Annotated in this window: 28 protein-coding genes, 1 pseudogene and 1 riboswitch; of the genes and pseudogenes, 16 read left to right on the forward strand and 13 right to left on the reverse strand. The window is 71.6% G+C overall.

Annotated elements, in window-relative coordinates:
- Positions 1-40: 40 nt before the first annotated feature.
- Positions 41-1,030 carry a YafY family protein gene (locus AB0G04_RS10690; protein ID WP_360979969.1) on the forward strand — a complete coding sequence of 330 codons (990 nt, stop codon included), beginning with the start codon at positions 41-43 and terminating at the stop codon, positions 1,028-1,030.
- Here the strand turns inward: AB0G04_RS10690 and AB0G04_RS10695 are convergent, their stop codons facing one another.
- Complete coding sequence (locus AB0G04_RS10695; protein WP_360979972.1) at positions 1,031-1,942, reverse strand: hypothetical protein; 912 nt, start codon at positions 1,940-1,942, stop codon at positions 1,031-1,033. It abuts the gene before it with no gap.
- A gap of 74 nt (positions 1,943-2,016) precedes the next feature.
- On the opposite strand from AB0G04_RS10695, the gene AB0G04_RS10700 reads away from it, so the two are divergent.
- Together AB0G04_RS10700 and AB0G04_RS10705 are read left to right on the forward strand one after the other, a co-directional pair.
- Positions 2,017-2,583, forward strand: coding sequence for a GNAT family N-acetyltransferase (locus AB0G04_RS10700; RefSeq protein ID WP_360979975.1), 567 nt, complete (start codon positions 2,017-2,019; stop codon positions 2,581-2,583).
- A 345-nt stretch (positions 2,584-2,928) separates the two neighbouring features.
- Entirely contained in the window at positions 2,929-3,768 is an 840-nt protein-coding gene (locus AB0G04_RS10705) for a nitroreductase/quinone reductase family protein (protein WP_360979978.1), read from the forward strand.
- A 58-nt stretch (positions 3,769-3,826) separates the two neighbouring features.
- Here the strand turns inward: AB0G04_RS10705 and AB0G04_RS10710 are convergent, their stop codons facing one another.
- The gene (locus tag AB0G04_RS10710; protein ID WP_360979981.1) at positions 3,827-4,270 is read right to left on the reverse strand and encodes a GNAT family N-acetyltransferase; all 444 of its coding nucleotides are present in this window, start codon (positions 4,268-4,270) and stop codon (positions 3,827-3,829) included.
- Complete coding sequence (locus AB0G04_RS10715; RefSeq protein ID WP_360979984.1) at positions 4,267-4,731, reverse strand: GNAT family N-acetyltransferase; 465 nt, start codon at positions 4,729-4,731, stop codon at positions 4,267-4,269. The genes AB0G04_RS10710 and AB0G04_RS10715 overlap by 4 nt, the downstream gene beginning before the upstream one ends.
- Before the next feature lie 23 nt (positions 4,732-4,754).
- On the opposite strand from AB0G04_RS10715, the gene AB0G04_RS10720 reads away from it, so the two are divergent.
- Positions 4,755-5,360: an AAA family ATPase gene (locus AB0G04_RS10720; protein WP_360979987.1), complete on the forward strand. Its 606-nt coding sequence runs from the start codon at positions 4,755-4,757 to the stop codon at positions 5,358-5,360.
- Here AB0G04_RS10720 and AB0G04_RS10725 read toward each other — a convergent pair.
- Genes AB0G04_RS10725 through AB0G04_RS10735 form a run of 3 tightly spaced genes read right to left on the reverse strand, consistent with a single transcriptional unit; the run spans position 5,295 to position 6,798 of the window.
- Entirely contained in the window at positions 5,295-5,861 is a 567-nt protein-coding gene (locus AB0G04_RS10725; protein ID WP_360979990.1) for a histidine phosphatase family protein, read from the reverse strand. The genes AB0G04_RS10720 and AB0G04_RS10725 overlap by 66 nt on opposite strands.
- Positions 5,858-6,613 carry a CbtA family protein gene (locus tag AB0G04_RS10730; protein ID WP_360979993.1) on the reverse strand — a complete coding sequence of 252 codons (756 nt, stop codon included), beginning with the start codon at positions 6,611-6,613 and terminating at the stop codon, positions 5,858-5,860. The genes AB0G04_RS10725 and AB0G04_RS10730 overlap by 4 nt, the downstream gene beginning before the upstream one ends.
- On the reverse strand, positions 6,604-6,798 hold the full coding sequence (locus AB0G04_RS10735; protein WP_360979996.1) for a CbtB domain-containing protein: 195 nt from the start codon (positions 6,796-6,798) through the stop codon (positions 6,604-6,606). The genes AB0G04_RS10730 and AB0G04_RS10735 overlap by 10 nt, the downstream gene beginning before the upstream one ends.
- 8 nt (positions 6,799-6,806) lie before the next feature.
- Positions 6,807-6,960: riboswitch (adenosylcobalamin (AdoCbl) riboswitch) on the reverse strand.
- A 94-nt stretch (positions 6,961-7,054) separates the two neighbouring features.
- Here AB0G04_RS10735 and AB0G04_RS10740 point away from each other — a divergent pair.
- The 3 genes from AB0G04_RS10740 to AB0G04_RS10750 are packed head-to-tail and all read left to right on the forward strand — an operon-like array spanning position 7,055 to position 9,504.
- Positions 7,055-8,218 carry a S8 family serine peptidase gene (locus AB0G04_RS10740; protein WP_360979999.1) on the forward strand — a complete coding sequence of 388 codons (1,164 nt, stop codon included), beginning with the start codon at positions 7,055-7,057 and terminating at the stop codon, positions 8,216-8,218.
- A complete protein-coding gene (locus tag AB0G04_RS10745) occupies positions 8,215-8,703 on the forward strand; it encodes a suppressor of fused domain protein (RefSeq protein ID WP_360980002.1) in 489 nt (162 codons plus the stop codon). Before AB0G04_RS10740 ends, AB0G04_RS10745 begins: the two co-directional genes overlap by 4 nt.
- Before the next feature lie 9 nt (positions 8,704-8,712).
- Entirely contained in the window at positions 8,713-9,504 is a 792-nt protein-coding gene (locus AB0G04_RS10750; RefSeq protein ID WP_360980005.1) for a sugar nucleotide-binding protein, read from the forward strand.
- 7 nt (positions 9,505-9,511) lie between these two features.
- Here AB0G04_RS10750 and AB0G04_RS10755 read toward each other — a convergent pair whose 3' ends face one another.
- Positions 9,512-9,673, reverse strand: a complete 162-nt coding sequence (locus AB0G04_RS10755) for a helix-turn-helix domain-containing protein (protein ID WP_360980766.1) — start codon at positions 9,671-9,673, stop codon at positions 9,512-9,514.
- A 161-nt stretch (positions 9,674-9,834) separates the two neighbouring features.
- Positions 9,835-10,716, reverse strand: coding sequence for a virginiamycin B lyase (locus AB0G04_RS10760; protein WP_360980008.1), 882 nt, complete (start codon positions 10,714-10,716; stop codon positions 9,835-9,837).
- A gap of 54 nt (positions 10,717-10,770) precedes the next feature.
- Here AB0G04_RS10760 and AB0G04_RS10765 point away from each other — a divergent pair, with 54 nt between their 5' ends.
- Positions 10,771-11,205 carry a hypothetical protein gene (locus AB0G04_RS10765; RefSeq protein ID WP_360980011.1) on the forward strand — a complete coding sequence of 145 codons (435 nt, stop codon included), beginning with the start codon at positions 10,771-10,773 and terminating at the stop codon, positions 11,203-11,205.
- On the opposite strand, the gene AB0G04_RS10770 is transcribed toward AB0G04_RS10765, so the two are convergent.
- Positions 11,177-11,920 (reverse strand): aminoglycoside phosphotransferase family protein, encoded by a 744-nt coding sequence (locus AB0G04_RS10770; RefSeq protein ID WP_360980014.1) that lies wholly within the window; start codon positions 11,918-11,920, stop codon positions 11,177-11,179. The two genes, AB0G04_RS10765 and AB0G04_RS10770, sit on opposite strands and share 29 nt — an antisense overlap.
- 248 nt (positions 11,921-12,168) lie before the next feature.
- On the opposite strand from AB0G04_RS10770, the gene AB0G04_RS10775 reads away from it, so the two are divergent.
- Positions 12,169-14,253 (forward strand): galactose oxidase-like domain-containing protein, encoded by a 2,085-nt coding sequence (locus AB0G04_RS10775; protein WP_360980017.1) that lies wholly within the window; start codon positions 12,169-12,171, stop codon positions 14,251-14,253.
- Positions 14,254-14,369: 116 nt separating this feature from the next.
- Here the strand turns inward: AB0G04_RS10775 and AB0G04_RS10780 are convergent.
- Both AB0G04_RS10780 and AB0G04_RS10785 read right to left on the reverse strand, forming a co-directional pair.
- A pseudogene (locus AB0G04_RS10780) lies at positions 14,370-14,915 on the reverse strand (GNAT family N-acetyltransferase); the annotation flags it as partial.
- A gap of 45 nt (positions 14,916-14,960) precedes the next feature.
- Complete coding sequence (locus tag AB0G04_RS10785) at positions 14,961-15,557, reverse strand: TetR/AcrR family transcriptional regulator (protein WP_360980020.1); 597 nt, start codon at positions 15,555-15,557, stop codon at positions 14,961-14,963.
- Between the two features lie 49 nt (positions 15,558-15,606).
- On the opposite strand from AB0G04_RS10785, the gene AB0G04_RS10790 reads away from it, so the two are divergent.
- Positions 15,607-16,599 (forward strand): DUF2867 domain-containing protein, encoded by a 993-nt coding sequence (locus AB0G04_RS10790; RefSeq protein WP_360980023.1) that lies wholly within the window; start codon positions 15,607-15,609, stop codon positions 16,597-16,599.
- Here the strand turns inward: AB0G04_RS10790 and AB0G04_RS10795 are convergent.
- Positions 16,566-17,156, reverse strand: coding sequence for a DinB family protein (locus AB0G04_RS10795; protein ID WP_360980026.1), 591 nt, complete (start codon positions 17,154-17,156; stop codon positions 16,566-16,568). The two genes, AB0G04_RS10790 and AB0G04_RS10795, sit on opposite strands and share 34 nt — an antisense overlap.
- A gap of 140 nt (positions 17,157-17,296) precedes the next feature.
- Between AB0G04_RS10795 and AB0G04_RS10800 the strand changes: the two genes are divergently transcribed.
- From AB0G04_RS10800 to AB0G04_RS10825, 6 genes are all read left to right on the forward strand, one after another.
- Entirely contained in the window at positions 17,297-18,229 is a 933-nt protein-coding gene (locus AB0G04_RS10800) for an aminoglycoside phosphotransferase family protein (RefSeq protein WP_360980029.1), read from the forward strand.
- A gap of 28 nt (positions 18,230-18,257) precedes the next feature.
- On the forward strand, positions 18,258-19,214 hold the full coding sequence (locus tag AB0G04_RS10805; RefSeq protein WP_360980032.1) for a hypothetical protein: 957 nt from the start codon (positions 18,258-18,260) through the stop codon (positions 19,212-19,214).
- Between the two features lie 318 nt (positions 19,215-19,532).
- The gene (locus AB0G04_RS10810; RefSeq protein ID WP_360980035.1) at positions 19,533-21,167 is read left to right on the forward strand and encodes a methyl-accepting chemotaxis protein; all 1,635 of its coding nucleotides are present in this window, start codon (positions 19,533-19,535) and stop codon (positions 21,165-21,167) included.
- Positions 21,168-21,245: 78 nt separating this feature from the next.
- Positions 21,246-21,548: a hypothetical protein gene (locus tag AB0G04_RS10815; protein WP_360980038.1), complete on the forward strand. Its 303-nt coding sequence runs from the start codon at positions 21,246-21,248 to the stop codon at positions 21,546-21,548.
- On the forward strand, positions 21,545-22,069 hold the full coding sequence (locus AB0G04_RS10820; RefSeq protein ID WP_360980041.1) for a GAF domain-containing protein: 525 nt from the start codon (positions 21,545-21,547) through the stop codon (positions 22,067-22,069). Before AB0G04_RS10815 ends, AB0G04_RS10820 begins: the two co-directional genes overlap by 4 nt.
- A gap of 203 nt (positions 22,070-22,272) precedes the next feature.
- Complete coding sequence (locus AB0G04_RS10825; RefSeq protein WP_360980044.1) at positions 22,273-22,818, forward strand: hypothetical protein; 546 nt, start codon at positions 22,273-22,275, stop codon at positions 22,816-22,818.
- Here the strand turns inward: AB0G04_RS10825 and AB0G04_RS10830 are convergent.
- Complete coding sequence (locus tag AB0G04_RS10830; protein ID WP_360980047.1) at positions 22,777-23,505, reverse strand: hypothetical protein; 729 nt, start codon at positions 23,503-23,505, stop codon at positions 22,777-22,779. The two genes, AB0G04_RS10825 and AB0G04_RS10830, sit on opposite strands and share 42 nt — an antisense overlap.
- Between the last annotated feature and the right edge of the window lie 120 nt (positions 23,506-23,625).

Raw genomic sequence — 23,625 nt, forward strand, 5'->3', positions numbered from 1 at the left:
GTGTCAGGACCTGTCAGGGTTGGCGGGCATGATCGGGGTCATGCCCGCCGGTCGTCTGCTGTCGATGCTTCTGCTGTTGCAGGCGCGTGGCCGCCTGTCCGCCCGGCAGCTTGCCGACGAGCTCGGAGTGTCGGTGCGGACGGCGTACCGTGATCTGGCCCGGTTGCAGGAGTCCGGGGTGCCGCTCTACGCCGAGGCCGGCCAGCACGGCGGGTATCAGCTGGTGGAGGGCTATCAGACGCGGCTGACCGGTCTGACCGGCGGCGAGGCGCGGGCGTTGTTCCTGGCGGGGCTGCCCGCTCCGGCGGCTGATCTGGGCCTGGCCGAGGAGGTCGCCGCGGCGCGTCTCAAGCTGCTGGCCACCCTGCCGGCTGGCCTGCGGGAGCAGGCGTCGCGTACCGCCGAGGTGTTTCATCTGGACGCACCCGGCTGGTACCGGGAGCCGGAGGCGCAGCCGCTGCTGACGCTGCTCATGGACGCGATCCTGACGCTGCGGGAGATCGAGGTGCGCTATGTGCGCTGGCGGGCGCCGCGGGAGATCGGACGGCGGCTTCGCCCGTACGGGCTGGTGCTCAAGTCAGGGACCTGGTATCTGGTGGCCGGCACCGCCGGTGGGCGGGTGGGCACCTATCGGGTCGCGCAGCTGCGGGAGGTCACCGTCACGGGGGAGCCGTTCGAGCGGCCGGCCGGGTTCGAGCTGGCGGCGCACTGGTCGGCCTACCTGGCCGGGTTCGAGGCGCGCCGGTTCACCGGTGAGGCGACGATCCGGATCTCGTCGCGGGGCCGGGACCGCCTGGTGGATCTGGCCGATCCGGCGGTGGTGCGTGCCGTCGAGCGCACCGCCGGCCGTGCGGGGCCGGACGGCTGGTGCGAGGCGACGATCCCGATCGAGAACGTCCGGCACGCCTGCCAGGAACTGCTGCGTTTCGGTGACGACGTGGAGGTGCTGGCTCCGGTCGCGTTGCGGGAGGCCGTGGCCGCGACGGTGCGGGCGCTGGCGGTCCGGTATCGCGACGGTGGCCCGCGGTGATCAGCTGACCGGGGCGGGGCCGTGCCGGTCGGCGAGTCCGGGCGGCAATGCGCGGGCCAGATCCACCATGGCCTGGACCCGGTTGAGGGCCTGGCCCGCGGTCGGTGTCGTGCGGCCGTCCCGCCACATGCCGATCAGGTCGTTGCCCTGTGTCCACCACGTCGTCAGCCGATGCCGGGCGACGACCGCACGCACCTGATCGCTGAGCAGGTCCCGGACGAACGGTGACTCCGGTGTGCCGTTCAGTGTGGCCGTGAGGATCCGGGCGTTCGGGTAGCGGGCCGGCAGGTGCACGACGGCGACGGTCTGGATGTCCTGGTTGATGTCCTCGGTGCTGAACACGGTGAAGGGGTGACCGTACCGGCCGGTGAGCACACCGAACGCTGTCATCGTGTACGCGGTGGTCCTGCCGAACGAGTCCTGCCAGCGGGTGGCGATGTCCCGGTCGCGGGGCCGGAACTGCCAGCCGCGGGCCTGCGCGAGTTGCGCCCGGTCGGCGACCGCTGCGATGAGGCGCGCGTGCCGGCGCCGGCCGCGGATCCACAGCACCACGGTGAGTGCGGCGATCGCGGCGCCCAGCACCATTGCCAGGCCGATCCAGAAGCCGGCGAAGCGGGAGCCGACCAGCAGGACCAGCAGCATGCCCACGGTTGCCTGGCCGTATCCGACGACGCTGAGTTCCACGCCGAAGGCGCTGTGCTCGTCGCTGCCGAGCACCCGGTCGAGCAGCCAGTGCAGCGGCGACAGGACGATGAACACCAGGCTGCCGGCGATGACGACGCCTGGGTTGCGGCCGTCGACCTCGGGCAGGATGTCTTTCAGCGGCATCGAGACCAGTGCGCCGGCGGCGAACGAAGCCACCACGACGAGGTAGCTGAGCCAGCCCTTTCCGGTCCACTGCAGAATCGCCATGCGCGCACGATACGTGGCCCCGGCGCCGACGGTGTGCCTTGATCGTGGCCTGCTGCGCTGGTTGGCTGGCTGCCATGAGGGAGCTCGCCGGCGTTCCGTGGCCGCCTCGGCCGATCCGTACCGCAAGACTCGTGCTGCGCGAGCCGGAGGCCAGGGACCGGCCGGTGTTCGTCGCGCTGCTGGCGTCGCCGGAGGTGCACTCCTACCTGGGCGGGCCACAGGATCGCGACGAACTCGAACAGGCGCTGCCGGAGGTGCCCGAACGGTGGCCCGGCAGTTTCGTCGTGGAACTCGACGGGGCGATGATCGGCCACGTTCTGCTTCGCCGGGTGACGGGGCATCGGTGTCCGGCCGCTCTGGGCAGTGCGGACCTGGGGTACCTGTTCCTGCCGCGGGCGTGGGGTCTCGGCTATGCCGCCGAGGCGTGCGTGGCGGCGCTCGACTGGTTCGACGGTGTCCTGACCGGCGAGCAGGTGGTGCTGACCACCCAGAGTGCCAATGCGGCGTCGATGCGGCTGGCGGGCAAGCTCGGCTTCTGCGAGGTGGAACGGGTCGAGGCGTGGGGCGCCGAACAGTGGCTGGGCATGCGGCACCCGCCGACCGCGATAACCCGACCGCACTATCATCCTAGGATGGCTTAGAGGTAGTGCGGCAAGCCGCACCAGATCACAACGGACGGCTTCGCCGACGGACACACAGGACTTGCGTGGACCGTTAAGGTGGGCGTCGTGACTGCCGGGTCGGCCTTGTGCCATTACCGAGTGGGGCACCCGGCTAGCGCGTGACCGCCGGGCGACCGCCACGGTCGCCTGCCGCCCGCGGCCCGCCAGTGTTCTGATCGCGCCACCGCACGCCGTCCCATCGGACGCCGCTGTGCGGGCCTTCTCGCGCATGCCGATCGCCCGTGCTGACGGGCGGGGCCGGCACATCCGGGCGCCTCGTCGTGCGTCCGTGGAGATCAGTCACTGGACTACCGAAAGTTGAGAATGCCGAACGATTTCAATGCTTCTGTCATCGCCGAGTTCCGTGCCGCCAACGGCCGGGTCGGCGGGATGTTCGAAGGGCAGCGGTTGTTGCTGCTCACCACGACCGGGGCCCGCAGCGGGCGCCCGCACACGGTGCCGCTGGGGTATCTGCCCGACGGTGAGCGGGTGCTGGTGATCGGTTCCGCCGGTGGGTCGCGGCGTCATCCGGCCTGGTATCACAATCTGCTGGCCGATCCGATGGTCACGGTCGAGGACGGGGTGTTCGTCTACCAGGCGGCCGCGGTCGTGTTGTCCGGCAGGGAACGTGACGACGCGTTCGCCCGTGCGGTGGAGCAGGATGCCGGATGGGCCGACTATGAGCGGCAGTCGGGGCGGTCGCTGCCGGTGGTGGCGCTGGAGGCCGTTCCGGTGCCGGGGCCGCCGCGGTCGGCCGCGGGGTCGCCGGGGGAGATGCTGCGGCTGGTGCATGACGCGTTCCGGCGGGAGCTGGCGCTGATCCGGGCCGAGGTGGCCGGGTCGGGGGCGGTGCTGGGGGCGCAGTTGCGGGTGAACTGCCTGAGTCTGTGTGCCGGGTTGCACGGTCATCACGTTCGTGAGGACCAGGGGATGTTCCCGGGTTTGGAGTATGCGTTTCCGCAGTTGGCTCCGGTGATCGAGCGGTTGCGTGCGGAGCATGTGGCGGTGGCGGTGCTGCTGGAGCGGTTGCGGTCGGTGGTGCAGGATCCGGCTGTGGAGCGGGAGGCGTTGATCGCGGAGGTCGACGCGTTGACCGGGGAGCTGGAGCGGCACCTGGATCACGAGGAGCAGGCGCTGATGCCGGCGCTGGACGGGACGTTGTAGGTGGTGCGGCGCCGTCTCTGTGGCCGGGGGCGGCGCCTCTGCACCGATCGCGGTCGGGTCAGCGGGTTGTTTCGGTGACGCGGCCGTAGACAGTGCTGCGGCCGGCGGGGCGGAAGCCGTGTGCTTGGTAGAAGTGGGCGGCGGGGCTGTCGCGGGCGGTGAGCAGGTACCAGTGGCGGATGTCGGGCAGCTGCTGGGCGAGGGCCTCGAGCAGCCGGGTGCCGATGCGCCGGCGTTGGTGGGTGGGGTCGACGCACATTTCCTGGAGGAAGAAGTGGTCGTCGGTTCCGTAGCGCTCGAGGTGTCCGAGGGCGAAGCCGGTGAGCTGGCCGTCGGGGGTGGTGGCGCGGACGCCGTGGGCGCGTGGGGTGTTGAGCATGTCGGTGAGGCGGCGGGCGGCGTCGGCTGGGTGCCAGGTTTCGTTCCAGGGTGGTTGGCTGAAGGTGCGGGCGAACAGGGTGGCGCAGGTGTCGAGGTCGCCGGCGGTGAGGGGGCTGATCATGTGAGGAGTTTAGTGAGGTGGGTGCTGTTGGGGTCGGTGCGGTAGTCGGCGAACGGTTCGCAGGGTTGGAAGCCGAATCGCTGGTAGAGGGTGCGGGCGGGGTGGAAGAAGTCGGCGGTGCCGGTTTCCAGGTAGAGGCGTTGGTAGCCGCGGTGGCGGGCCTGTTCGATGAGGTGGGTGAGCAGGGCGGCGGCGACGCCGCGGCGTTGGGCGCGGGTGGCCGTACGCATGGATTTGATTTCTGCGTGGTGAGGGTCGAGGTGTTTGAGGGCGGCGCAGCCGAGGAGATGGTCGCCGTCGTGGGCGGTCCACATGGTGATGTCGGGGTGGCGCAGGGCGTCGAGGTCGAGGGCGTGTTTGCTTTCGGGTGGGGTGATGGCGCGCATCTGGTCGACGTGTTCCTGGAGCAGGGCGATGATGTCGGGTCCGGTGAGGTCGTCGACGGTGATGCGGAGGGTCACGGTGATCACTGTACGGTCGTGGCATGAACGGCCGGGTGATCCTGCTCAATGGGGCGTCGAGTTCGGGTAAGAGCAGTGTGGGGCGGGCGTTGTTGCCGTTGCTGGCGGATCCGTGGTTCTTCTTCCCGGTGGACGGGTTGGGGGAGATGCGGTCGACGGTGCATACGCGGGTGCTCGACGATGTCGGGGTTTATGACATGTTGACGCGGACGCGGCGGGGTTATCACCGGGCGGTGGCGGGGCTGGCGTCGGCCGGCAATGACGTGATCATGGATTATCCGTTGAGTGAGCCGTGGCGGCTGGTGGATCTGCTGGAGACGTTGCGCGGGTTCGATGTGACGCTGGTCGAGGTGCGGTGTGCGCCGGAGGAGTTGGATCGGCGGGAGTTGGCGCGCGGGGATCGGCCGGTGGGTTTGGCGCGGTCGCAGGGGTTGGTGTATGCGGTCGGTGACCGTGATGTCGTGGTGGATACGACGCGGACGGGTCCGGTGGCGTGTGCGCGGGTGATTGTGGCGGCGCTGGGCTCGCTGGTGGGTCCGAAGGCGTTCGACCGGTTGCGGGTGTCAGGCGGTCGGCAGGTGAAGGGTCCAGCGGTGGTGGTGGGTGAGGTGGGCGACGGCCAGCGGTGAGACGGTGAGCTGGTGGGGGTGGCCGGCGGGTAGTTGCAGGGCGGTGGCGAGCAGGGCCCGGATGATGGCGGGGTGGGCGACGACGGTCTGGCTGTGGCCGGTCTGGCGTGGGGAGTGCAGCCATGCGGCGGTGCGGGCGGTGATTGTGGTGTGGGATTCGCCGTCGTGGGGGCGGGCGTGCGGGTCGGTGAGCCAGTGTTCGAGGGTGGCCTGGTCGATCTGGTCGAGGGTGAGGCCGGTCCAGGTGCCGTAGCCGGGGTCGCGGAGTGCGGGTTCCTCGGCGGTGTGGTGGGCGCCGAGGAGGGTGGCGGTCTGCCGGGCGGCGCGGGACGGTGCGACGGTCCACCGGGTGTGGGGGTATCGGTGGGGTTGCAGCAGGGGTGAGTCGCGCAGGTGTGCGGTGGCGTTGCGGGCGCCGTCGTCGAGGTCGTGGTCGCCGCCGAACACTGCCTTGCGCAGGGCTGGGGTGTGTCCGGCGGCGATCAGCCGCAGTCTGGTCACGCGGTGGTGACGGTTGCCGTCTGTGGTGTGCCGGTGCGGGTGGCGAGCCGGTTCAGCAGGGCGGCGAAGGTGATGCCGAGGACGGTCCAGAGGACGGTCTGGGTGCCGAGGGACGAGATGCGGAAGTCCCAGAGCAGGGTGGCCGGGAAGTCGTCGGGGACTTCGTGGAAGGCGGGTAGCAGGGTGTAGGCGATGGTGACGACGACGAGGAAGCCGGCGGTGCCGGCGGCGGCGCGGCGCCACTGGTGGGTCTGGGTGCGGGTGGCGAGGGTGCCGGCCCAGACGGCGACCAGGCCGAGGGCGACCGCGGCGAGGTAGCCGGCGGTGCGCTGGTTGATGGTGTCGGGGTCGCCGACGGCGGGTGGGTTGGGTGGGTATTTGAGGAAGGGGATGGCGACGATGCCGAGGTAGCCGGCGGCGGCGAGGCCGAGGGCGGCGTGGGTGTCGCTGCCGGTGCGCAGGTGGCGTCGCAGGAGGGTGTAGGCGGTGGCGAGGATGCCGCCGAGGGCCAGGCCGATGAGGGCGGTGGCCAGGGGCAGGCCGACGGCGCGCTGGATGTCGCGGTCGACGAGGGGTTCGCCGGCTGTCTGCGCTGCGGGGGTGGCGGCTTCTTCGATGGCGATGGCTGCCTCGACGTGGGGTTCACCGGCGAGGTAGGCGAAGCCGCCGGCGAGCAGGCCGGCGAAGAGGCCGGCCAGCAGGCCGCGGAGCAGGAGCTGGATGTAGCCGGGCGTGGCCTGGCTCAGTGGCACGGGACACCGAGCAGGTGGCGGCCGTCGTGCATGAGTTCGTGCAGGTACATGCCGGTCTGGGAGAGGGCGCCCTGGTCGAAGGCGACGAGGTAGGCCAGCAGCAGCATCATGCCGGTGAAGCCGGCGGCGGTGGCGAGGAGTTTCGCGGAGACCGCGGGCGTGGTGAGGGTCTGTGCCTTGGACATGGTGGAGTGAACCTCCTACGGGATGACGCGTCCCGATCGATGGGGCCTGCGGCGCGTGAGCGTCCTGACTCACCGGCCCTCTGGCTGAGGGCCCGTTCACAGTGGCGCGACCGCACCGGACTCTCACCGGTTTCCCTCACACACCGCAGAATTGGCTGGTTTCAACCTAACGGCCGGGGTGGGCGGGGCACAACTGGGCGGCGGTAGCATCCACGCCGGTCGTTGTGCTGCGGGGGGTGGCGTTTTCGTGCGGTTCGTGGCGGTTGTCGTGGCCGGTGTGCTGGGTGCGGTGGTGGTGCCGGCGGCACCGGTGCGGGCGGCGCCGTGTCTGGGTCCGGGCCGGGTGGCGGCGGGGGTGCCGGTGGAGTTGAAGGCGTACGCGCCGGCGCGGCTGGCGGGTCTGGCGACCGGGGCCGGGGTGCGGGTCGCGGTGATCGATTCCGGGGTGGACGCACGGAATCCGCAGTTGAAGGGCCGGGTGCTGGCGGGCCGGGATCTGTTGCACGGTGCGGCGGACGGGCGGCGGGACTGTGTGGGGCACGGTACGGCGGTGGCCGGGATCATCGCGGGGCTGGCGGATGCGCGGACCGGGGTGCAGGGGCTGGCGCCGGGGGCGACGATCATTCCGGTCCGGGTGAGTGAGGACACGGAGCTGGACGGCCGGACGCCGGGTGGTGGGCGGCAGTCGAGTGCGGCGGCGTTCGCGGAGGCGATCACGTGGGCGGCGGGTACGGCCCGCGCGGACGTGATCAACGTCTCGCTCGTGATGCCGTCGGCGGATCCGCAGGTGCGTGCCGCGATTGCCGGGGCGGTCGAGGACGGGGTGATCGTGGTGGCGGCGGCCGGTAACGGGGGTGCTGCCGGTGGTGTGGCGTACCCGGCCGGGTATCCGGGGGTGATCGGGGTGGGTGCGGTGCGGGCGGACGGTACCGTTGCCGACTATTCGCAGCCGGGACCGCATGTGGACATTGCGGCGTTCGGTGACGGGGTGACGGTGCTGGCGCCGTTGCGGGGGCACCGGGCGGTGCAGGGGACGAGTTTCGCGGCGCCGTTCGTGTCGGCGACGGTGGCGTTGCTGCGGGAGCGGTTTCCGCGGGACAGTGCGTCGCAGTTGACGCAGCGGTTGTTGCGGTCGGCTGATCCGGCGCCGGGTGGTGCGCGCAGCAGTCAGTACGGCGCGGGGGTGCTGAATCCGTATCGGGCGTTGTCGGAGGAGGCCGGGCCGGTGGTGGCCGGGGTGGCGCGGGTGCCGGCGGTGCCGGTGGCGGCCGGTGGTGGCGGTGACTGGGAGCGCGCCGGGGTGTTCGCGGCCGGTGGTGCGGGGCTGGCGCTGCTGGCGGGTCTGGTGGCGGCGGTGGTGGCGCGGGGCCGGCGGCGGGGATGGCAGGCCGCCCACGGTCATGATCAAATGCCGGGATGATGTGGGAGGTCATCACCGAGGCGATGGGCCGGCTGTACCCGCAGGCGCAGCCGTGGCACGTGTCGTATCCGGCGGAGGGGTTCGCGTTGCGGGCGGCGTCGGCGTACCCGGCGCACGGGCACTGGCATTTCGTGTCGTACGGGCTGGGTGAGCGCTGGGGTTTCGAGTTGACGTTCCGGGTGGCCCGCGGTGCGGAGCAGCAGCCTCCGCAGTGGCCGTTCCTGGTGCTCGACCGGGTGGCGGGAATGGCGGGGGCGGCGGCGGAGCCGTTCGAGGAGGGTCAGTGGGCGGATCTGGGTGCGCCGATCACCGGGTTCCCGGACACCGACGGCCCGCCGACGGGGCTGACGGTGCTGATTCTGGCCGCCGATCCGGAGCTGGGTGACCGGTTCCTGCAGCTGGTCGGGGTGACGGCGGCGGAGGCGGCGGCCGGTGACGTCGACAGTGACGATCCGTTGCTGGTCACCGACCCGGCCCGGGCTTGAGGGGCTTCGGTGCGCGTGCTGGTGTTCGGGGGCACCGGTGGTCTGGGCCGGGAGCTGGTGCGGCAGGTGCGGGCGGCGGGGCAGCCGGTGACGGCTGCCGGTAGCCGGGACGCCGACCTGCGTGATCGGGGTGCGGTGGCGGCGCTGGTGGAGCGGACCCGTCCCTCGGTGGTGATCAACGCCGGGTATCGGCAGGACGACTGGGCGGCGACCGCTGACGGTGCCGCTCATGTGGCGGTGGCCGCGGTTCGTGCGGGGGCGCGGCTGGTGCACGTGTCCAGCGACGCGGTGTTCTCCGGCGCGGACGGCAGTTTCGACGAGACGTGCCATCCGGTTCCGGCGACGATGTACGGGGCGGCGAAGGCGGCCGCCGAGACGGCGGTGCGGGCCGTCGATCCGGGGGCGGTCGTGGCGCGTACGTCGCTGATCGTCGGTGATGCGTCGACGGCGATCGTTGCTCGTGTGCATGCGCTGGCGGCGGGGACGGCCGACGGTGTGCTGTTCACCGATGACGTGCGGTGTCCGGTGGAGGTGCGGGATCTGGCGGCGGCGCTGCTGGAGCTGGCGGCGTCACGGTGTGCGGGGGTGTTTCACGTGGCGGGCGCCGACGCGGTCAGCCGGTACGAGCTGGGTCTGCTGATCGCGCGGCGCGACGGTCTGGATGCCGGCCGGCTGCGGGCCGGGTCGCGGGCGGCGGCCGGGATTGCCGGGGCGGGTGACGTCCGCCTGGACGGGGCGTTCACCCGGTCGCGGCTGGCGACCCGGCTGCGCGGTGCCCGCGAGTTCCTGCCGTCGGCCTGAGCCGTTGTCAGCCGGCGGGCGTGCTGCCGGTGCGCCATTGGGCCGGGGTGACGTGGTGTTCGGCGCGGAAGCGTTCGATGAAGTAGGAGGCGTCGGGGTAGCCGCAGCGGCGGGCGACCGCGGTGATCGGCAGGCCGGTCGCGGTGAGCAGGCGGCGGGCTTCCTGCAGGCGCCCACGGCCGTTCCACCGGTCTGAGCCCGGGTGCGTTCACCGGCGCCGGGTTCGTCACGGCCGCCGAGACGGGCCGTGGCCGGCGCCGGCGTCTCGGCACGTTCCTGTTCTTCCGCGCCACCACCTGAGACGGGGGCGCCCGGGGTCGTCAGCGCCGGTTACCGGTCCCGCGGTGCGATGCGGGCGAGGTGACCGTTCTCCAGTGCCACCCACACCGCGCCGTCCGGGCCGGCGGTCAGGCCGTGCGGCTCGCTGCCGGCCACCGGCAGGTCGTAGGTTTCGGCGTGCCCGGACACATCGATCGCGCCGACGCGGTTGCCGGCCCACTCGGTGAACCAGAGCCGGTCGTCGGGGCCGGAGACGATGGCGTGCGGGCGGCCGGCCCGGTCCGGCAACGGGAACTCGGTGATGTCGCCGTCCGCGGTGATCCGGCCGGCCTGTCCGGCGAGGATCTGCACGAACCACACCGCGCCGTCCGGGCCGGCGGTGATGCCGACCGGCCCGGCCTTCGGTGTCGGCAGCGCGAACACGGTGATCTTGTGGTCGGTGCGGATCCGGCCGATGGCGTTCGCCTGGTTCAGGGTGAACCACAGGCCGCCGTCGGTGCCCGCGGTGATCGCCGATGCGAACATGCCGGTGCCGGGCAGCGGGAACTCGGTGATCTCACCGGCGGGGGTGATCCGGCCGATCCGGTCGGCGGCCGACTCGGTGAACCACAGTGCCCCGTCCGGGCCGGCGGTGATGCCGAACGGGCCGGCCTGCGGTGTCGGCAGCGGGAACAGGGTGGCCTGCCCGGCCGTGGTGATCCGGCCGATCTGGTGCGAGCGGTAGCAGGTGAACCACAGTGCGCCGTCGGGGCCGGGCACGATGATCGTCGGTCCGGTACCGGCGCCCACGGCGAAGCCGGCCGGGGTGCCGCCGGGGGACAGCCGCCCGATGCGGCCACTGTGTACCAGCGTGTACCACAGCGCGCCGTCCGGGCCGGTCGTCACCGCGTACGGCCCGGAGCCGACCGGGTACTGCTCGATCGTGGCTGGCATGAAGTATTTTCCTCCCGTGTTGCCGGTACCGTTCACGACTGTAGAGGGATCACCGTGACCCGGTTCGACCGCCGCGACGGCGAGTATGTTCGCTGGCGTGGCCGTCTGCTGCGGGTGGCGTCGAACTCCGGTGACACCAGCGTGGTCACTCAACTCGGCCCGGGTGAGGCGGTTCCGGCCGGCTATCGCACGACCCGCAGCGCCGACTGGGTGGAGCCGGGCCTGATCGTCCCGGTCGCCGAGATCGAGGAACGGTTCGCGTTGAAGACGTGGTGCGAGTTCCGCGGCGAGCGGTGCGAGGTGACCGCCTGGTTCGGGCCGAACCTGCTGATGGTGACGGCGTTCGTCAGCGACGCGACGGCGGCGCGGCTGGGCATGTCGGCCACGTTCGAACGTGGTTACCACGCCCGTGAGGTCGACATCACCGAGGTGACGGGGTTGCGGCAGGAACGTACCGAGTTCACGCCGGCCGGCGACTGGCGGCGGTGATCCACGCCGCGTCGCGGTGGTAGAGGGCGACGTGGGCGTGCAGGTGTTCGTGGCCGTCGGCGGCGCGCGCGGCGGTGAACGCGGCCAGGTCGTGCAGCCGTTCGGCGGCCACGGTCAGGACGTCGTGGGGGCGGGGGCCGGGCCCGTAGGCGTGGCACAGCAGCCGCAGCCGGCGGGACCGTTCGGGTAGTCCGGTGTCGATGGTCTCGGTGTTGGCCGGGTCGGTCAGCGGCACCAGCCGGTAGGCGAGGTAGGCCAGGTCCCAGATCCGCGGGCCGGGGGAGGCAGTGTCCCAGTCGATCACCCCGGTCAGGTCGTGTCCGGTGAACACCATGTTGTACGGCGCGAAGTCGTTGTGGCAGATCACTTCGGCGGGTTCGTGCGCCGGTATCCGCCACACCGCGCCGGTGGTGTCGAAGCCGGCCGACGCGGCGTGCAGCCGGGCCAGCCGGCCGGCGGCCGCGACGAGGACGTCGTCGTGCCACACCCACGACGGCAGTTCGCCGTCCAGCACGGTGCCGGGCAGATAGGACACGTTGTCGCGGCCGGTGTCGTCGACGCCGAACGGCTCGGGCACGAAGTCGATGCCGTGTGCGCGCAGGTGGGCCAGCAGCCGCTGGATGGTGGGGGTCCACGGGCCGGCCGGGCGGCGCACCGTGTCGCCGGCGCGTACCGCTCCGCCCATGTTGCCCCCGGAAAGGATCTCCTCGGTCATTGATCCATTATGGCCGTCTCTGGCCGTTCGGCTGATTCGGCCGCGCCCGGAAGTGCCATCAATCAATATTGAAGGTCTCCTTAGTGAGCGTTATGGTGAGCACAGTGAACATTGACGGGGGCGGCACGAGATCAATCAACGGGGATAAAAGGGTCGCATTTATCAAGGGGTATTTGCTTCTGCAATGAAGGTCCCGGACTCGCTGTCGCAAGCAACGGATGCTTGAGACCGGTGAAGGGACAAATGCCATGCGTCTACGCCGCGCATTAGTCGCGTCATGCCTTTTATCCGCATCAATTCTGATCGTCACCGCCGGCCCCGGCGCGGCCGCCGGGCACACCCACGCCCACGAACACGGCGGCGCGCACTCGCACGAGGACGACGCCGAGCACCGCGCCCAGGACCTGGTCGGCGTCCCGCTGCACGAGATCGAGAAGACGACCGCCGCCAACGCCGCCCGCATCCAGCGCGAGACCGGCCGGCAGCCGGGAAAGGCACAGTTCAAGGTTCAGGCCGACGCCGACCCGGGCATCTCCGGGGCGTGGAGCGCGGTGCTGCCCACCGACGTCGTGCCGGTTTTCACCGCGGTTCTGCCCAACGGCAAGGTGCTCATCTGGGACTCGGTCGGCGACAAACCCACCGAAAGCTATCCCGACCACAGTTTCACCCGGGTGATGGTGTGGAATCCGGCCGGCAACACCTTCCGGCGCGTCGATCTGCAGGGCGCCAACCTGTTCTGCGCCGGATTCGCGCACCTGCCCAACGGCAACATCCTCATCGCCGGCGGAAACGCCAACGCCGCGATGGACGGCATCGTGCGCACCTATGTCTTCAACTGGCAGACCGAGACGTTCACCCGCGGCCAGGACATGGCCGGCGCCCGCTGGTATCCGTCGGTCGCCGAAACGGCCAACGGCGAGGAAGTGATCATCGGTGGCGGGCCGGCGACCGCCGAGGTGTATCAGGCCAACGGCACCATCCGCGCACTGACCGGATTCACCAGGTACGGCGCGCGGGTCTATCCGTTCCTGGTGTCCCGGCCGGACACCCAGCTCGCCCTGATCGGCCCGAACAACCCCGGCTACACGATCAACACCGCCGGCACCGCGGCGATCACCGGCACCGCCACCCGCGACGCCATCAACCGCGGCTACGGCAGCTTCGTCACCTACGACATCGGCAAGACGCTGGTCGTCGGCGGCGGCGCGCTCGCCGAGGACGGTGCCACCAACGTACCGACGAAGACCGCGGTCGTCGTCGACACCAACACCGGGCTCACCCCGGCTGTCGCGGCGACCGGTTCGATGTCGGCCGGGCGCCGCCAGCACAACGCCACCGTGCTGGCCGACGGGTCCGTACTGGTCACCGGCGGATACAACAGCGGTGCCGGCCTGGTCGACCTGAACAAGGCGGTCTACGCCGCCGAACGCTGGAACCCGGTCACCGGACAGTGGACCGCCCTGGCCGGCGCCGACCGGGCTCGCCAGTACCACTCCACGGCCGCGCTGCTACCCGACGGGCGGGTGCTCACCGGCGGCGGTGGCATCTGCAGCGACTGCCAGAAGGTCGGCTACCTGGAGAAGAACATCGAGTACTACAGCCCGCCGTACCTGTTCAAGAAAGACGGCAGCGGCCAGCTCGCCGACCGGCCGGTCATCGCCACGGCGCCTGCCACCGTCGGCGTCAACCTGCCGTTCACCATGACGAGCCCGCAGGCCGCGGACATCGTCAAGGTCGCCCTGATCTCCTACGCCGACGTCACCCACGGCGTCGACCAGGGCCAGCGTTACATCCCGCTGCGCTTCACCGTCTCCGGCACCACGCTCAACGTCACCGGGCCACCGACCGGCGGGGTCGCCCCGCCCGGCCACTACATGCTGGTGGTCACCGACGCCGCCGGGGTGCCGTCGATCGCCCGCAACGTGCAGGTCAACAAGGGCTGGATGCCGGTGATGAGCCCGATGAAGAACAGCACCGGCCGCTGCCTGGACCTGCCCGCCTCGAACCTGGCGCCACGCACCTACGTGCAGACCTACAACTGCAACAACTCCAAGGCCCAGGCCATCACCCGGCTGCTGTACGACTCCTCGATCCGGATCCTGGGCAACTGCCTGGACATCCCGAACCAGAGTTTCGTCAACGGCCAGCGGATCTGGATGTGGGGCTGCAACACCAGCGTGGCCCAGGACTGGGAGTACCGCGTCGACGGCACGATCCGCCCGATCCGCAACACCGCCCTGTGCCTGACCGCGGCGTCCAGCGCCAACAGCGCACAGGTCAGCATCGCCACCTGCGCGTCACCGCCGGCCGCGCTACAGAGGTGGACCTGGTAGCGGCGGCCGGGTGTGCCAGATCGCCATGGTCTGCACGGTGAAACCCAGTGACTCGTAGAGAGCCCGGCCGCCTCGGTCGCGACCAGTGTGAACTCGTGATCGGGGCGGGCCGCGATCGCCGCGGTCAGCACCGCCCGGCCCAGCCCTCGCAACCGGTGGCCGGGCAGGGTGGCCAGCCAGTACAGGCCGGTCGCGTGCCCGTCGTCGTAGGTGTAGGCCGCGGCGGCCGGCGCACCGCCGTGGTACGCCAGCCACACCCGCCAGCCGGGCAGGGCGAGAACCTCCGGGGGCAGGGCCTGACCGCGTACCCAGGGCTGAAGCTGGGGGAACGGGAACCCGTCGACCATGACGCGTTCCGCGTCGGCGAGCGTGTCCGGATCCTTCACCTCGATCACCGGCACCGCCGGCTGTTCCCGCGGCGCTCCCGGCGGCCGGTTCATCACCGGCATGCACATGCCGCGCGCCGACGGCCACAGCGGCGCGGCGTCCGGGCTGGTGAACACGTCCTCCACGACCACCGTGGCGTCCGGTGCCAGCGCCGCGATCGCGGCGATCGCCGGCTCGTCCGGCGGCTCGAGCAGGATCACCCGGGTCGACACCGGCCGGTCGACGCGCAGCAGGCGGGCGTCGAGGTGCGCCGCCGGGAACCGGGCGGTCCACATGGCCACCGCGTTACGCAGGTAGATCACGCCCGGCAGGCTAGCCGATCACCGGGCCGTCACGAGGGCGATGATCCGGTCGACATACCTGCCGCGCTCGGCGTCGGTGCCCGGCACCACCTGCGGGGCGGCGTGCGCCAGCTGCGCGTGCCCCAGATAGGCGCTGACGGCCAGCAACGCCCGGTGCTGGGCCTCCTCCGCCGGCAGGCCCAGACCGGCGAACAGTTCGGCGGTGTACGCCACGCGCCGTTGCGTCACCCGGGCCAGCACCGGCGCTACGTGCGGATGGTCGGCGGTGGCCAGCATCGCCAGCTCGATGGAGTCGGCGTCCGGGATGGTCGTTGACTCGATCACCACGGCGATCAGGGTCCGCAGTTTCGTCAGCGGGTCGGGCTGGGCCTCGACCATGGCGATCACCGCGTCGGTGTGTTCGGTCTCCCAGCGTTGCAGGGCCGCCTCGATGAGGGCGTCGCGGTTGGCGAAATGCCAGTAGAAGCTGCCCTTGGTGGCGCCGAGGCCGGCGGCCAGCGGTTCCACGGCCACCGCGGCGAGACCGCCCCGGCCGATCGCGGCGAGCGCCGCGGCGGTCCAGTCCTCGGCAGTGAGCCTGGTCGCTGTCTGCTTGCGGGTGCGGCGTTCAACCATCTCCATACGGTACGGTACGGAGAAACATACGCTACCGTATGGAGGGGTCATGGCCGTCATCGACAACATCCACGAACGGATCCTCGCCACCGGCATCGCCGAGGCCGGCGCACTGCTGGACCGGCTCGGCGCCCCCGGCGACCCGCTCTGGCCGTCACCCACCTGGATCCCGATGCGTTTCGACCGGCCCCTGGCCGTCGGCGCCGACGGCGGGCACGGACCGGTCCGCTACCACGTCACCGCCTACGAACCCGGCCGCCGCGTCGAGTTCACCTTCCACCCGCGCATCGGGCTGACCGGCACCCACACCGCCGAGATCCTGCCGCACGGCCCCGGCAGCTGCGTGCTGCGCCACCGGCTCGTCGCCACCTCCACCGGAAAGATGCGGCTGCTGTGGCCGGCCCTCGTGCGCGTCTGCCACGACACCGTCGTGGAACACCTGCTCGACAACGCCGAACACGCCGTCACCGGCACCGTCGCCCGCCCGGTGCGCTACCCGTGGCGCGCCCGGCTCGCCGTCGCGACCGAAAGCGTGCGGCTACGGGCCGTACCCGTACCGGAGAATGCCCGGCTGCTGAAGGCCGCACTGCCGCACCCCGACCTCGCCGACGCCTACGCCGTGCGCGTCCCCCCGGGAACCAGCCTCGACCCGCAGACCTGGGCCGACGCGATCTTCCGGAACCCGCCGCCCGCCGTGACCGCCCTGCTGCGGCTGCGCAACGCGCTCGTCGCGCCGTTCGGCATCGACCGCGGCGACGCCAGCGCCTTCGACACCGTCGCCCGCACCGACCGCGAACTGCTGCTCGGCACCGACGCCGGACACCTGGACTTCCGGGCCTCCATCCTGGTCGAACCCGACGACGACGGCACCACGATCACCCTGTCCACCCACGCCACCGCCCGCAACCGCAGCGGCCGCGGCTACCTGGCCGTCGTCGGGCTGTTCCACCCGCCGATCGTGCGGGCGATGGCGCGGCGCGCCGCACGGGCCGCCGTCGCCCCGCGCCCTCAGGCCTCCCGGAAGGTTTCCGCCACCCGCTGAAGCCGGTCCCGGTACCCGGACCACCAGGACGCGTCGCCCGGCGCCAGATTGTCGTTGTCGCGGCGCATCCCGGCGGCCCCGTCGATCAGTTCCCGCACGATGTCGGCGTGCCCGGCATGCCGGTGCGTCTCAGCGATCACATGCACCAAAATCTGATGCAACGACACCTCAGCCTCGGCCTCCGGCCACCACGGCACCCGGCCGGTCGCGTCCAGCTCCAGCGACTCGATCGTGGCGTCGGAGTGCCGCCACACCCGGCGGTAGAAGTCGACCACCCGGTCGCGTGACTCGTCGGCGGCCGCCCACAGATCGGCGTTGGGTTCGGCGTCGTCCTCCCAGCCCGGCAGCACATCAGCCGGCGGCCGCCCGAACGTGTCACCGAAATAGCCGGCCTCCACCAGCGCCAGATGCTTCACCAGACCCAGCAGGTTCGTGCCGGTCGGCGTCAGCGGGCGGCGCAGATCGTACTCACCGAGCCCGTCGAGTTTCCACAGCATCGCGTCCCGCGCGACCTGCAGATAGTGACGCAGGTCGGACTTCGGGTCGGTCACGGTCATACGGTCTTCCTCTCCGCCGAGGCCACCATCGGCCACGAGCGCCGCGTTCACCGGCGCGTGGCGATGGATCACCCTGCCATCCTCGCCGGTAACGGGAAAACCCGTTGCCGCGGGGGACCGGAATCGGACACGTTGTCCCGGTGAGCTCCGAACCGGACCCCGTACCGATGCCCGACCGGCGTCTCGTCGGCCCCGACGTGGTGCGGCGCCTGATCGCCACCCAGTTCCCGCAATGGGCCGCCCTGCCGGTACGGCCCGTACCCGTCAGCGGCTGGGACAACCAGACCTTCCGCCTCGGCGACACCATGTCCGTACGGCTGCCGACCGCCGCCGAATACGCCCTCGCCGTGGCCAAGGAACACCACTGGCTGCCGGTCATCGCCGAACAGGTGCCACTGCCCGTCCCCGTACCGCTCGCCCAGGGCGAACCCGCCGAAGGGTTCCGGTTCACCTGGTCGGTCTACGCATGGATCGACGGCACCCCGGCCCGCACCGCCGCCATCGGCGACCGCACCGCGTTCGCCGCCGACGTGGCCGGATTCCTCGTCGCGTTGCGGCAGGTCGACGCCACCGGCGGCCCCGCGCCGGGCCTGCACAACTGGTTCCGCGGCGGCCCCCTGAGCCGGTACGCCCCCGCCGCAAGGCAGGCCATCGGCACGCTCGGCGACCGGATCCCGCGCGAGCAGGTCACCGCGGTGCTGCAGGCCGCCCTCGAACCGACGTGGGACGGCCGGCCGGTCTGGTTCCACGGTGACATCGCCGACGGCAACCTGCTGGTCCGCGACGGCACCCTTGCCGCCGTCATCGACTTCGGCACCTGCGGCGTCGGCGACCCGGCCTGTGACCTGGCGATCGCCTGGACCATGCTGACCGGCGAGAGCCGCGCGGCGTTCCGCGACCGGCTCGGCGCCGACGCCGCAACGTGGGCCCGCGGCCGCGGCTGGGCACTGTGGAAGGCGCTGATCCTGCTCGCCGGCGCGGTCGGCGACGACGACCCGGCCGAGGCCGTCGAACAGAACCGGATCCTCGCGGAGATCCTCGGCGACCGGCAGGTGACAGGATCACCGTCGTGATCGGAAGAATCGAGTCCACCCGCAGCCGGTGACCGCGCCCGGAGCCCGGATCGACCGGGTCCTGGCCGCGCGGGAAGGCGCCGCCCTGGAATGCTGGACACCGGGATCCGGCACCCCGGCCTGGCAGATCCCCATCGACGGCACCGGTCACCAGATCGCCGTGGCGCCGCCGGGAAACATCGCACGCGTGCTGACGCAGCCACCGCGCAGCCACCACGGCCGGCGGCCGGCACCCGAACCGAGCGTCGTGCTGGAGGTCGACCTCGGCGACGGCACCGTCCGGTCGACCCGCCGGGCCGCGACTCCCGCGGTCATGACCTCCCGCACGGACGGGCAATGGGCACTGCGCGGCACCGAACACGGCCCGAATGCCTGGGCCGGTGAGGTCACCCTGATCCAGCCGGACCCGGCAACCGCCCGGGAACTGGGCCGCTACGACGCGATCGACCACTACTTCGACATCCGGTACGCCCCCGACCTGCTGTTCCTCAAAGGCCGGGGCGACAAGCCGTGGCTGCGCAAATGGGTCGTGGCCGTGGACACCCCGCACGGGCAGGTCCGCCCGCTGTTCCCGCTCGAGTGGGACACCGCCCGCGGCGGGCATCTGTCCGGCGGATGCGGCGCCTACCTGCACGACCGGGCCGGGCCGGCGCTCGTGCACACCGGCGCCGTCCACGACGGTCAGGGTCTGCTGCCCGGCAACGCGTACGTGATCCGCCGCACCTACCCGGCCGGGGAACCCCGGTGGGTGTTCACCGCCGGCCACCAGGCCACCGCCCTCGACGTGGACGCCGGTTTCGTTCACGTCGCGTTCGACTCCGGTGAACTGGTGACCCTGCGGGCCCTCGACGGCACCGTCCACTCCCGGCGGCAGCTCCGCGTCGGCGGGCACCCGGTCGTACCGTTGTCGCTGGCCCGCGCGGGTGTCGGCCGCCTTGCGATCGGCACCCTGGACGGGCGCGTCCTCGACTGCCGGCTCACCTGACCCGGCCGCTGCGGCACCCGGCAGCGCTTGCGGCAGCGCCGACTTCTCATCGGTCCTGCTGAAGGTTCGGCAGTCCGGAACCAGAAAAGGTCGAGTCGCGTTCGGCGGGGCGGGACGTTCAGCCTGACCGCTGAGTGGGCGAAGGCTCGCTGGGCTGGGCACCGAACAGTGCGTGCCGTGGTGCGGCGGCCTGACAGGCGGCTCAGCGGATGCCGACGGTTGCCGATCGGGAGTAGTGCGGCTGGCGGGGGCTGACCGTGCGAAGCGACGGCGACGAAGTGGCGGGGTTGCTTCTGTCGCGTGCGGAGGAGAAGCCATATGGGTACCTATGCCGGCGCCGTTCCGGTGGCGCCTGAGGTCCGGGGGCGGCGATCGTTGGCCGACCTCAGTGTCAGTGTCAAGATTTTGACGGCGGTGGGACTCGCGGCGCTGGTCGCGTTGCTGATCGGGGTGCTGGGACTGTCGGCGCTGGGTGAGGCCAGCGGGTCCGCGCAGTTGATCTACCGCAGCAACGTGGCCAGCATCCGGGCCATCGGAGTGGTGGACGGCGCGATGACCCAGGTGCGGGCGGACGCGGCGAATCAGGCTCTGTCGCAGGATGCCGCCGCCAGAACCCGGTTCACCGAAGCGGTCACCGCCGGTCTGCAGGAAGTCGAGGCGGGCCTGGCCGCCTACCGGCAGAGCAACCCGGCAGGTGACCCCGCCGTCATCGAAGATCTGGCGACGAAGTGGCAGGCCTACGCCGACCTGCTCGAGAACAAGCAGATACCGAACGGTAACAACAATGACCTCGCCGCGTGGGCCAATACCCGCGACACCGAGGTTCTGCCGCTCATCGAGGCCGTCAACAAGAACCTCGCCACCCTGACCGCGACCGAGGACGCCGACGCCGGCCGCAATGCCGCCGCAGCACAGTCGGCCTACGATTCCAGCCGGATCCAGTCGATCGTGCTGCTCGTGGTGGGGCTGCTGCTCGCGCTGGGGCTGGGCGTGCTCGTCGCCCGGTCGATCGTGCGGTCGTTGCAGAAGGTCAAGGCCGTGTGCGACGCGCTGGCCGGTAACGATCTGACCCGCAGCACCGGGCTGACCTCACGTGACGAGCCGGGGCAGATGGGCCGCGCCCTGGACACCGCGGTCACCGTGCTGCGCCAGGCGGTGACCACCATCGGCGGGTCCGCGGTGACGCTGGCCGGCGCCTCGGAGGAACTGTCCGCCGTCAGCACCCAGCTGCAGGCCGGCGCCGCGGACGCCGCGCAGCGGGCCACCACGGCGACGTCGGCGAGTGAAGAGGTCAACGCGGGCGTGCAGTCCATCGCCGCCGGCGCGGAGCAGATGAGCGCCTCGATCACCGAGATCGCCTCCAACGCCGGCAAGGCGGCCGAGGTGTCGCAGACCGGGATGGTGGTCGCCGAGCGCACCACCAGTCAGGTCGCCGCGCTCGGCGCGGCCAGCGTCGAGATCGGCGACGTGGTCCGGCTGATCACCACCATCGCGGAGCAGACCAACCTGCTGGCGCTGAACGCGACCATCGAGGCCGCCCGTGCGGGTGAACTGGGCAAGGGTTTCGCAGTGGTCGCCGGGGAGGTCAAGGATCTGGCGCAGCAGACCGCGAAGGCCACCGAGGAGATCACCGCCCGGATCGCCAACATCCAGACCTCCAGCGCGAGCGCGGCCACCGCCATCGGAGAGATCACCGACGTGATCCGGCAGATCGGCGATTACACCACCACCATCGCCTCCGCCGTGGAGGAACAGACGGCGACCACCGGGGAGATGAGTCGATCGGTGGCCGAGGCCGCGTCCAGCAGCGCCGATGTGGCCCGCACCGTGTCCGGGGTGGCCGAGGTCGCCAACGCCACCGCCGACGGTGCCAAGGCCACCCAGCAGGCCGCCGGCGACCTGACCCGCCTGGCCAGCGACCTGACAAGCCTGGTCGGCAGCTTCCGCCACTGACCGGCGCCGTCGCGCCGCCCGGCACGACGGATCAACCGCAGCGGACCTCGACGGACCGTGCGCACCCAGGAGGCGTCCATGCCCACCACCCCCGATGACAGCGCCAACGGAGCGTACGGGCTACGCCGGCCCACCATGGCCGACGCCCGCGAGGCCATGCAGCGGGTGCACCGCCACACCGCCCGTTCCGCCTGGGAACGACTGCTGCAGAGCGCGGGCCTGTCCGGCGACGAAACCAGCGACGAAGCCCTGCACCAGCTGCTCACCGCGATGGACGGGCTCGACCCGGTCAGCCGGCTCTGCGCCCAGGCCCTGCGGATCCGCCTGTCGTCGCACACCCATCTGTCCGCCGCGCACACCATCACCAGGAGCACCGCATGAACACCCTGACCCCCGACGAACTGTTCGACCGGCTCGGCGAACCCGCCCGCATCCACCAGATCGCCCGGTACGACGTCTTCGACACCACGCTGCAAGCCCGGCTGGACGCCGTCGCGGCCCGCACCGCCGGCCTGCTGCACGCACCGGTGTCCATGATCTCGGTGGTGCTCGACAGCTCCCAGTTCATCATCGGCCAGTACGGCGTACCCGGCTGGATCGGCGAGGTGCAGGGCACCCCGGCCGAATGGGCGCTGTGCACGCACACCGTGCTCGCCGGCGCGCCGTACTGCATCACCGACGGCACCGCCGACCCCGCGCACGCCGGCAACCCGGTGTTCGCCATCGCCCCGATCCGTAGTTACGCCGGGGTGCCGCTGAGCGACGACAGCGGCCACGTCCTGGGCGCCCACTGCGTCCTGGACGTCACGCCCCGCACCTTCACCGAAGCCGACATCGCCGTCCTGACCGCCGGCGCCGCCGAAACCATGCACATCCTGGCCGAGCACCGCATCGCACCCTGATCTGCCACTCACGGCTCAGCCGGAGCCGGCCTGCCCGGCACCCTGGCAGAAGGCGGCCGGTGCACCCTGGAGCCATCCTGCGGCGAGGGCGTACCGGTCACGCCCGGCCGTCCACCATGGCCGGGCGTGGCCGGGATCCGCTGACCGCCACAGCGGGAGGTACGCGTCGCCCGGTCCGGCCGGCCCGCGGTACGGTGCCACAGGTGACCGACCGCCCGCTGATCTTCCTGGATGTCGACGGGCCCTTGATCCCGTTCCGGGCCCGCCCCGGCACCCCGCCCGGACCGCCGCCGCCGGACCCGAGCGGGCATCCGCTGATCCACCGGCTCGACCCCGCCGACGGGCCGCGCCTGCAGGCTCTCGGCGGCGAACTGATCTGGGCCACCACCTGGATGGACACCGCCAACGAGTTGATCGCACCCCGGCTCGGGCTGCCCCGCCTGCCGGTCGTCGCGTTCCCCGACGACAACCGGACGAGCGGCAACGGCCCGCACTGGAAGACCCTCCCGATCATCGAACGGGCCGGTGGCCGCCCGTTCGTGTGGCTCGACGACGAACTGACCGACACCGACCGTGACTGGGTCGCCGACTACCACCCCGGGCCGGCCCTGCTGCACCGCGTCGACGCCCACCTCGGACTCACCGCGTCCGACTACCGTCAGGTCACCGCGTGGCTGCGGCTGTCAGCCCAGCCGTCAGTTCAGCCGTCAGCCGAGCTGACCGAGAACGACCGAACCCACCACGAATGACACCACCACCACGACGGTACGCACCGTCGCGCGCCGTGACGGACGGGTGGCGCCGCGCAGCAGTGCCGCACCCAGCGGCACGAACGCCACGACCAGGCCGGTGACCTGCACGGCCGACGCCCAGGTGCTGCCCTTGAGGACCCCGACCATCAGGCCCGACATCAGCGCCAGAGCGAACGCCGACGGCAGGCGCAGCGTGCCGGACAGGTGGCAGCCGGCCGCCAGCACGATCCAGCCCAGCAGCACCGCCACCGACAGGCTCGACACGACCCACTCCGGGTACCGGTAGTAGGCGCCGACAGCCTGTTCCGCCGTGCTCGTGCCGCCGCTGCCGGCCAGGGAGAAGGCGAACGTGTTGACGCCGTGGTGGAAGGTTCGGGCGAACAGTCCGAACATCACCAGGGAGCCGCCCCACACCGCCCAGACCGGCCGGGTGACCGCGACCCGTGCGGCGACCGCGACAACACCCGGCCACAGGACGATGGTGCCGGCCAGCAACAGCGCGTACGCCGTACCGATGAGTGCCGGTTGCCGCCGGTAGGCATCGAGCTGATCGGGAAAGAAGAACGGCACGCCGAGCCGCAGCAGGGCGCCGGCCAGCAGCAGCACCGGCCCGGCGATCAGGGAAGCGCCGCCCAGCCACGGGCCGGGAAAAGTGTGAGTACGTTCGGCAGTCGCTGTGGTCATGCCGGGGACTCTGCCGCCGCCGGCCGGTGCGCCGCATCAGGCCACGGAACGCTCCTGCAGCGCCCGTCCGATACCGGGGGATGACGGCCTCCGGTCTGATGGCGGCAGAGGCCCGGCTCG

It is taken from the genome of Actinoplanes sp. NPDC023801, assembly GCF_040639655.1.
In the GTDB taxonomy this organism is placed as follows: domain Bacteria; phylum Actinomycetota; class Actinomycetes; order Mycobacteriales; family Micromonosporaceae; genus Actinoplanes.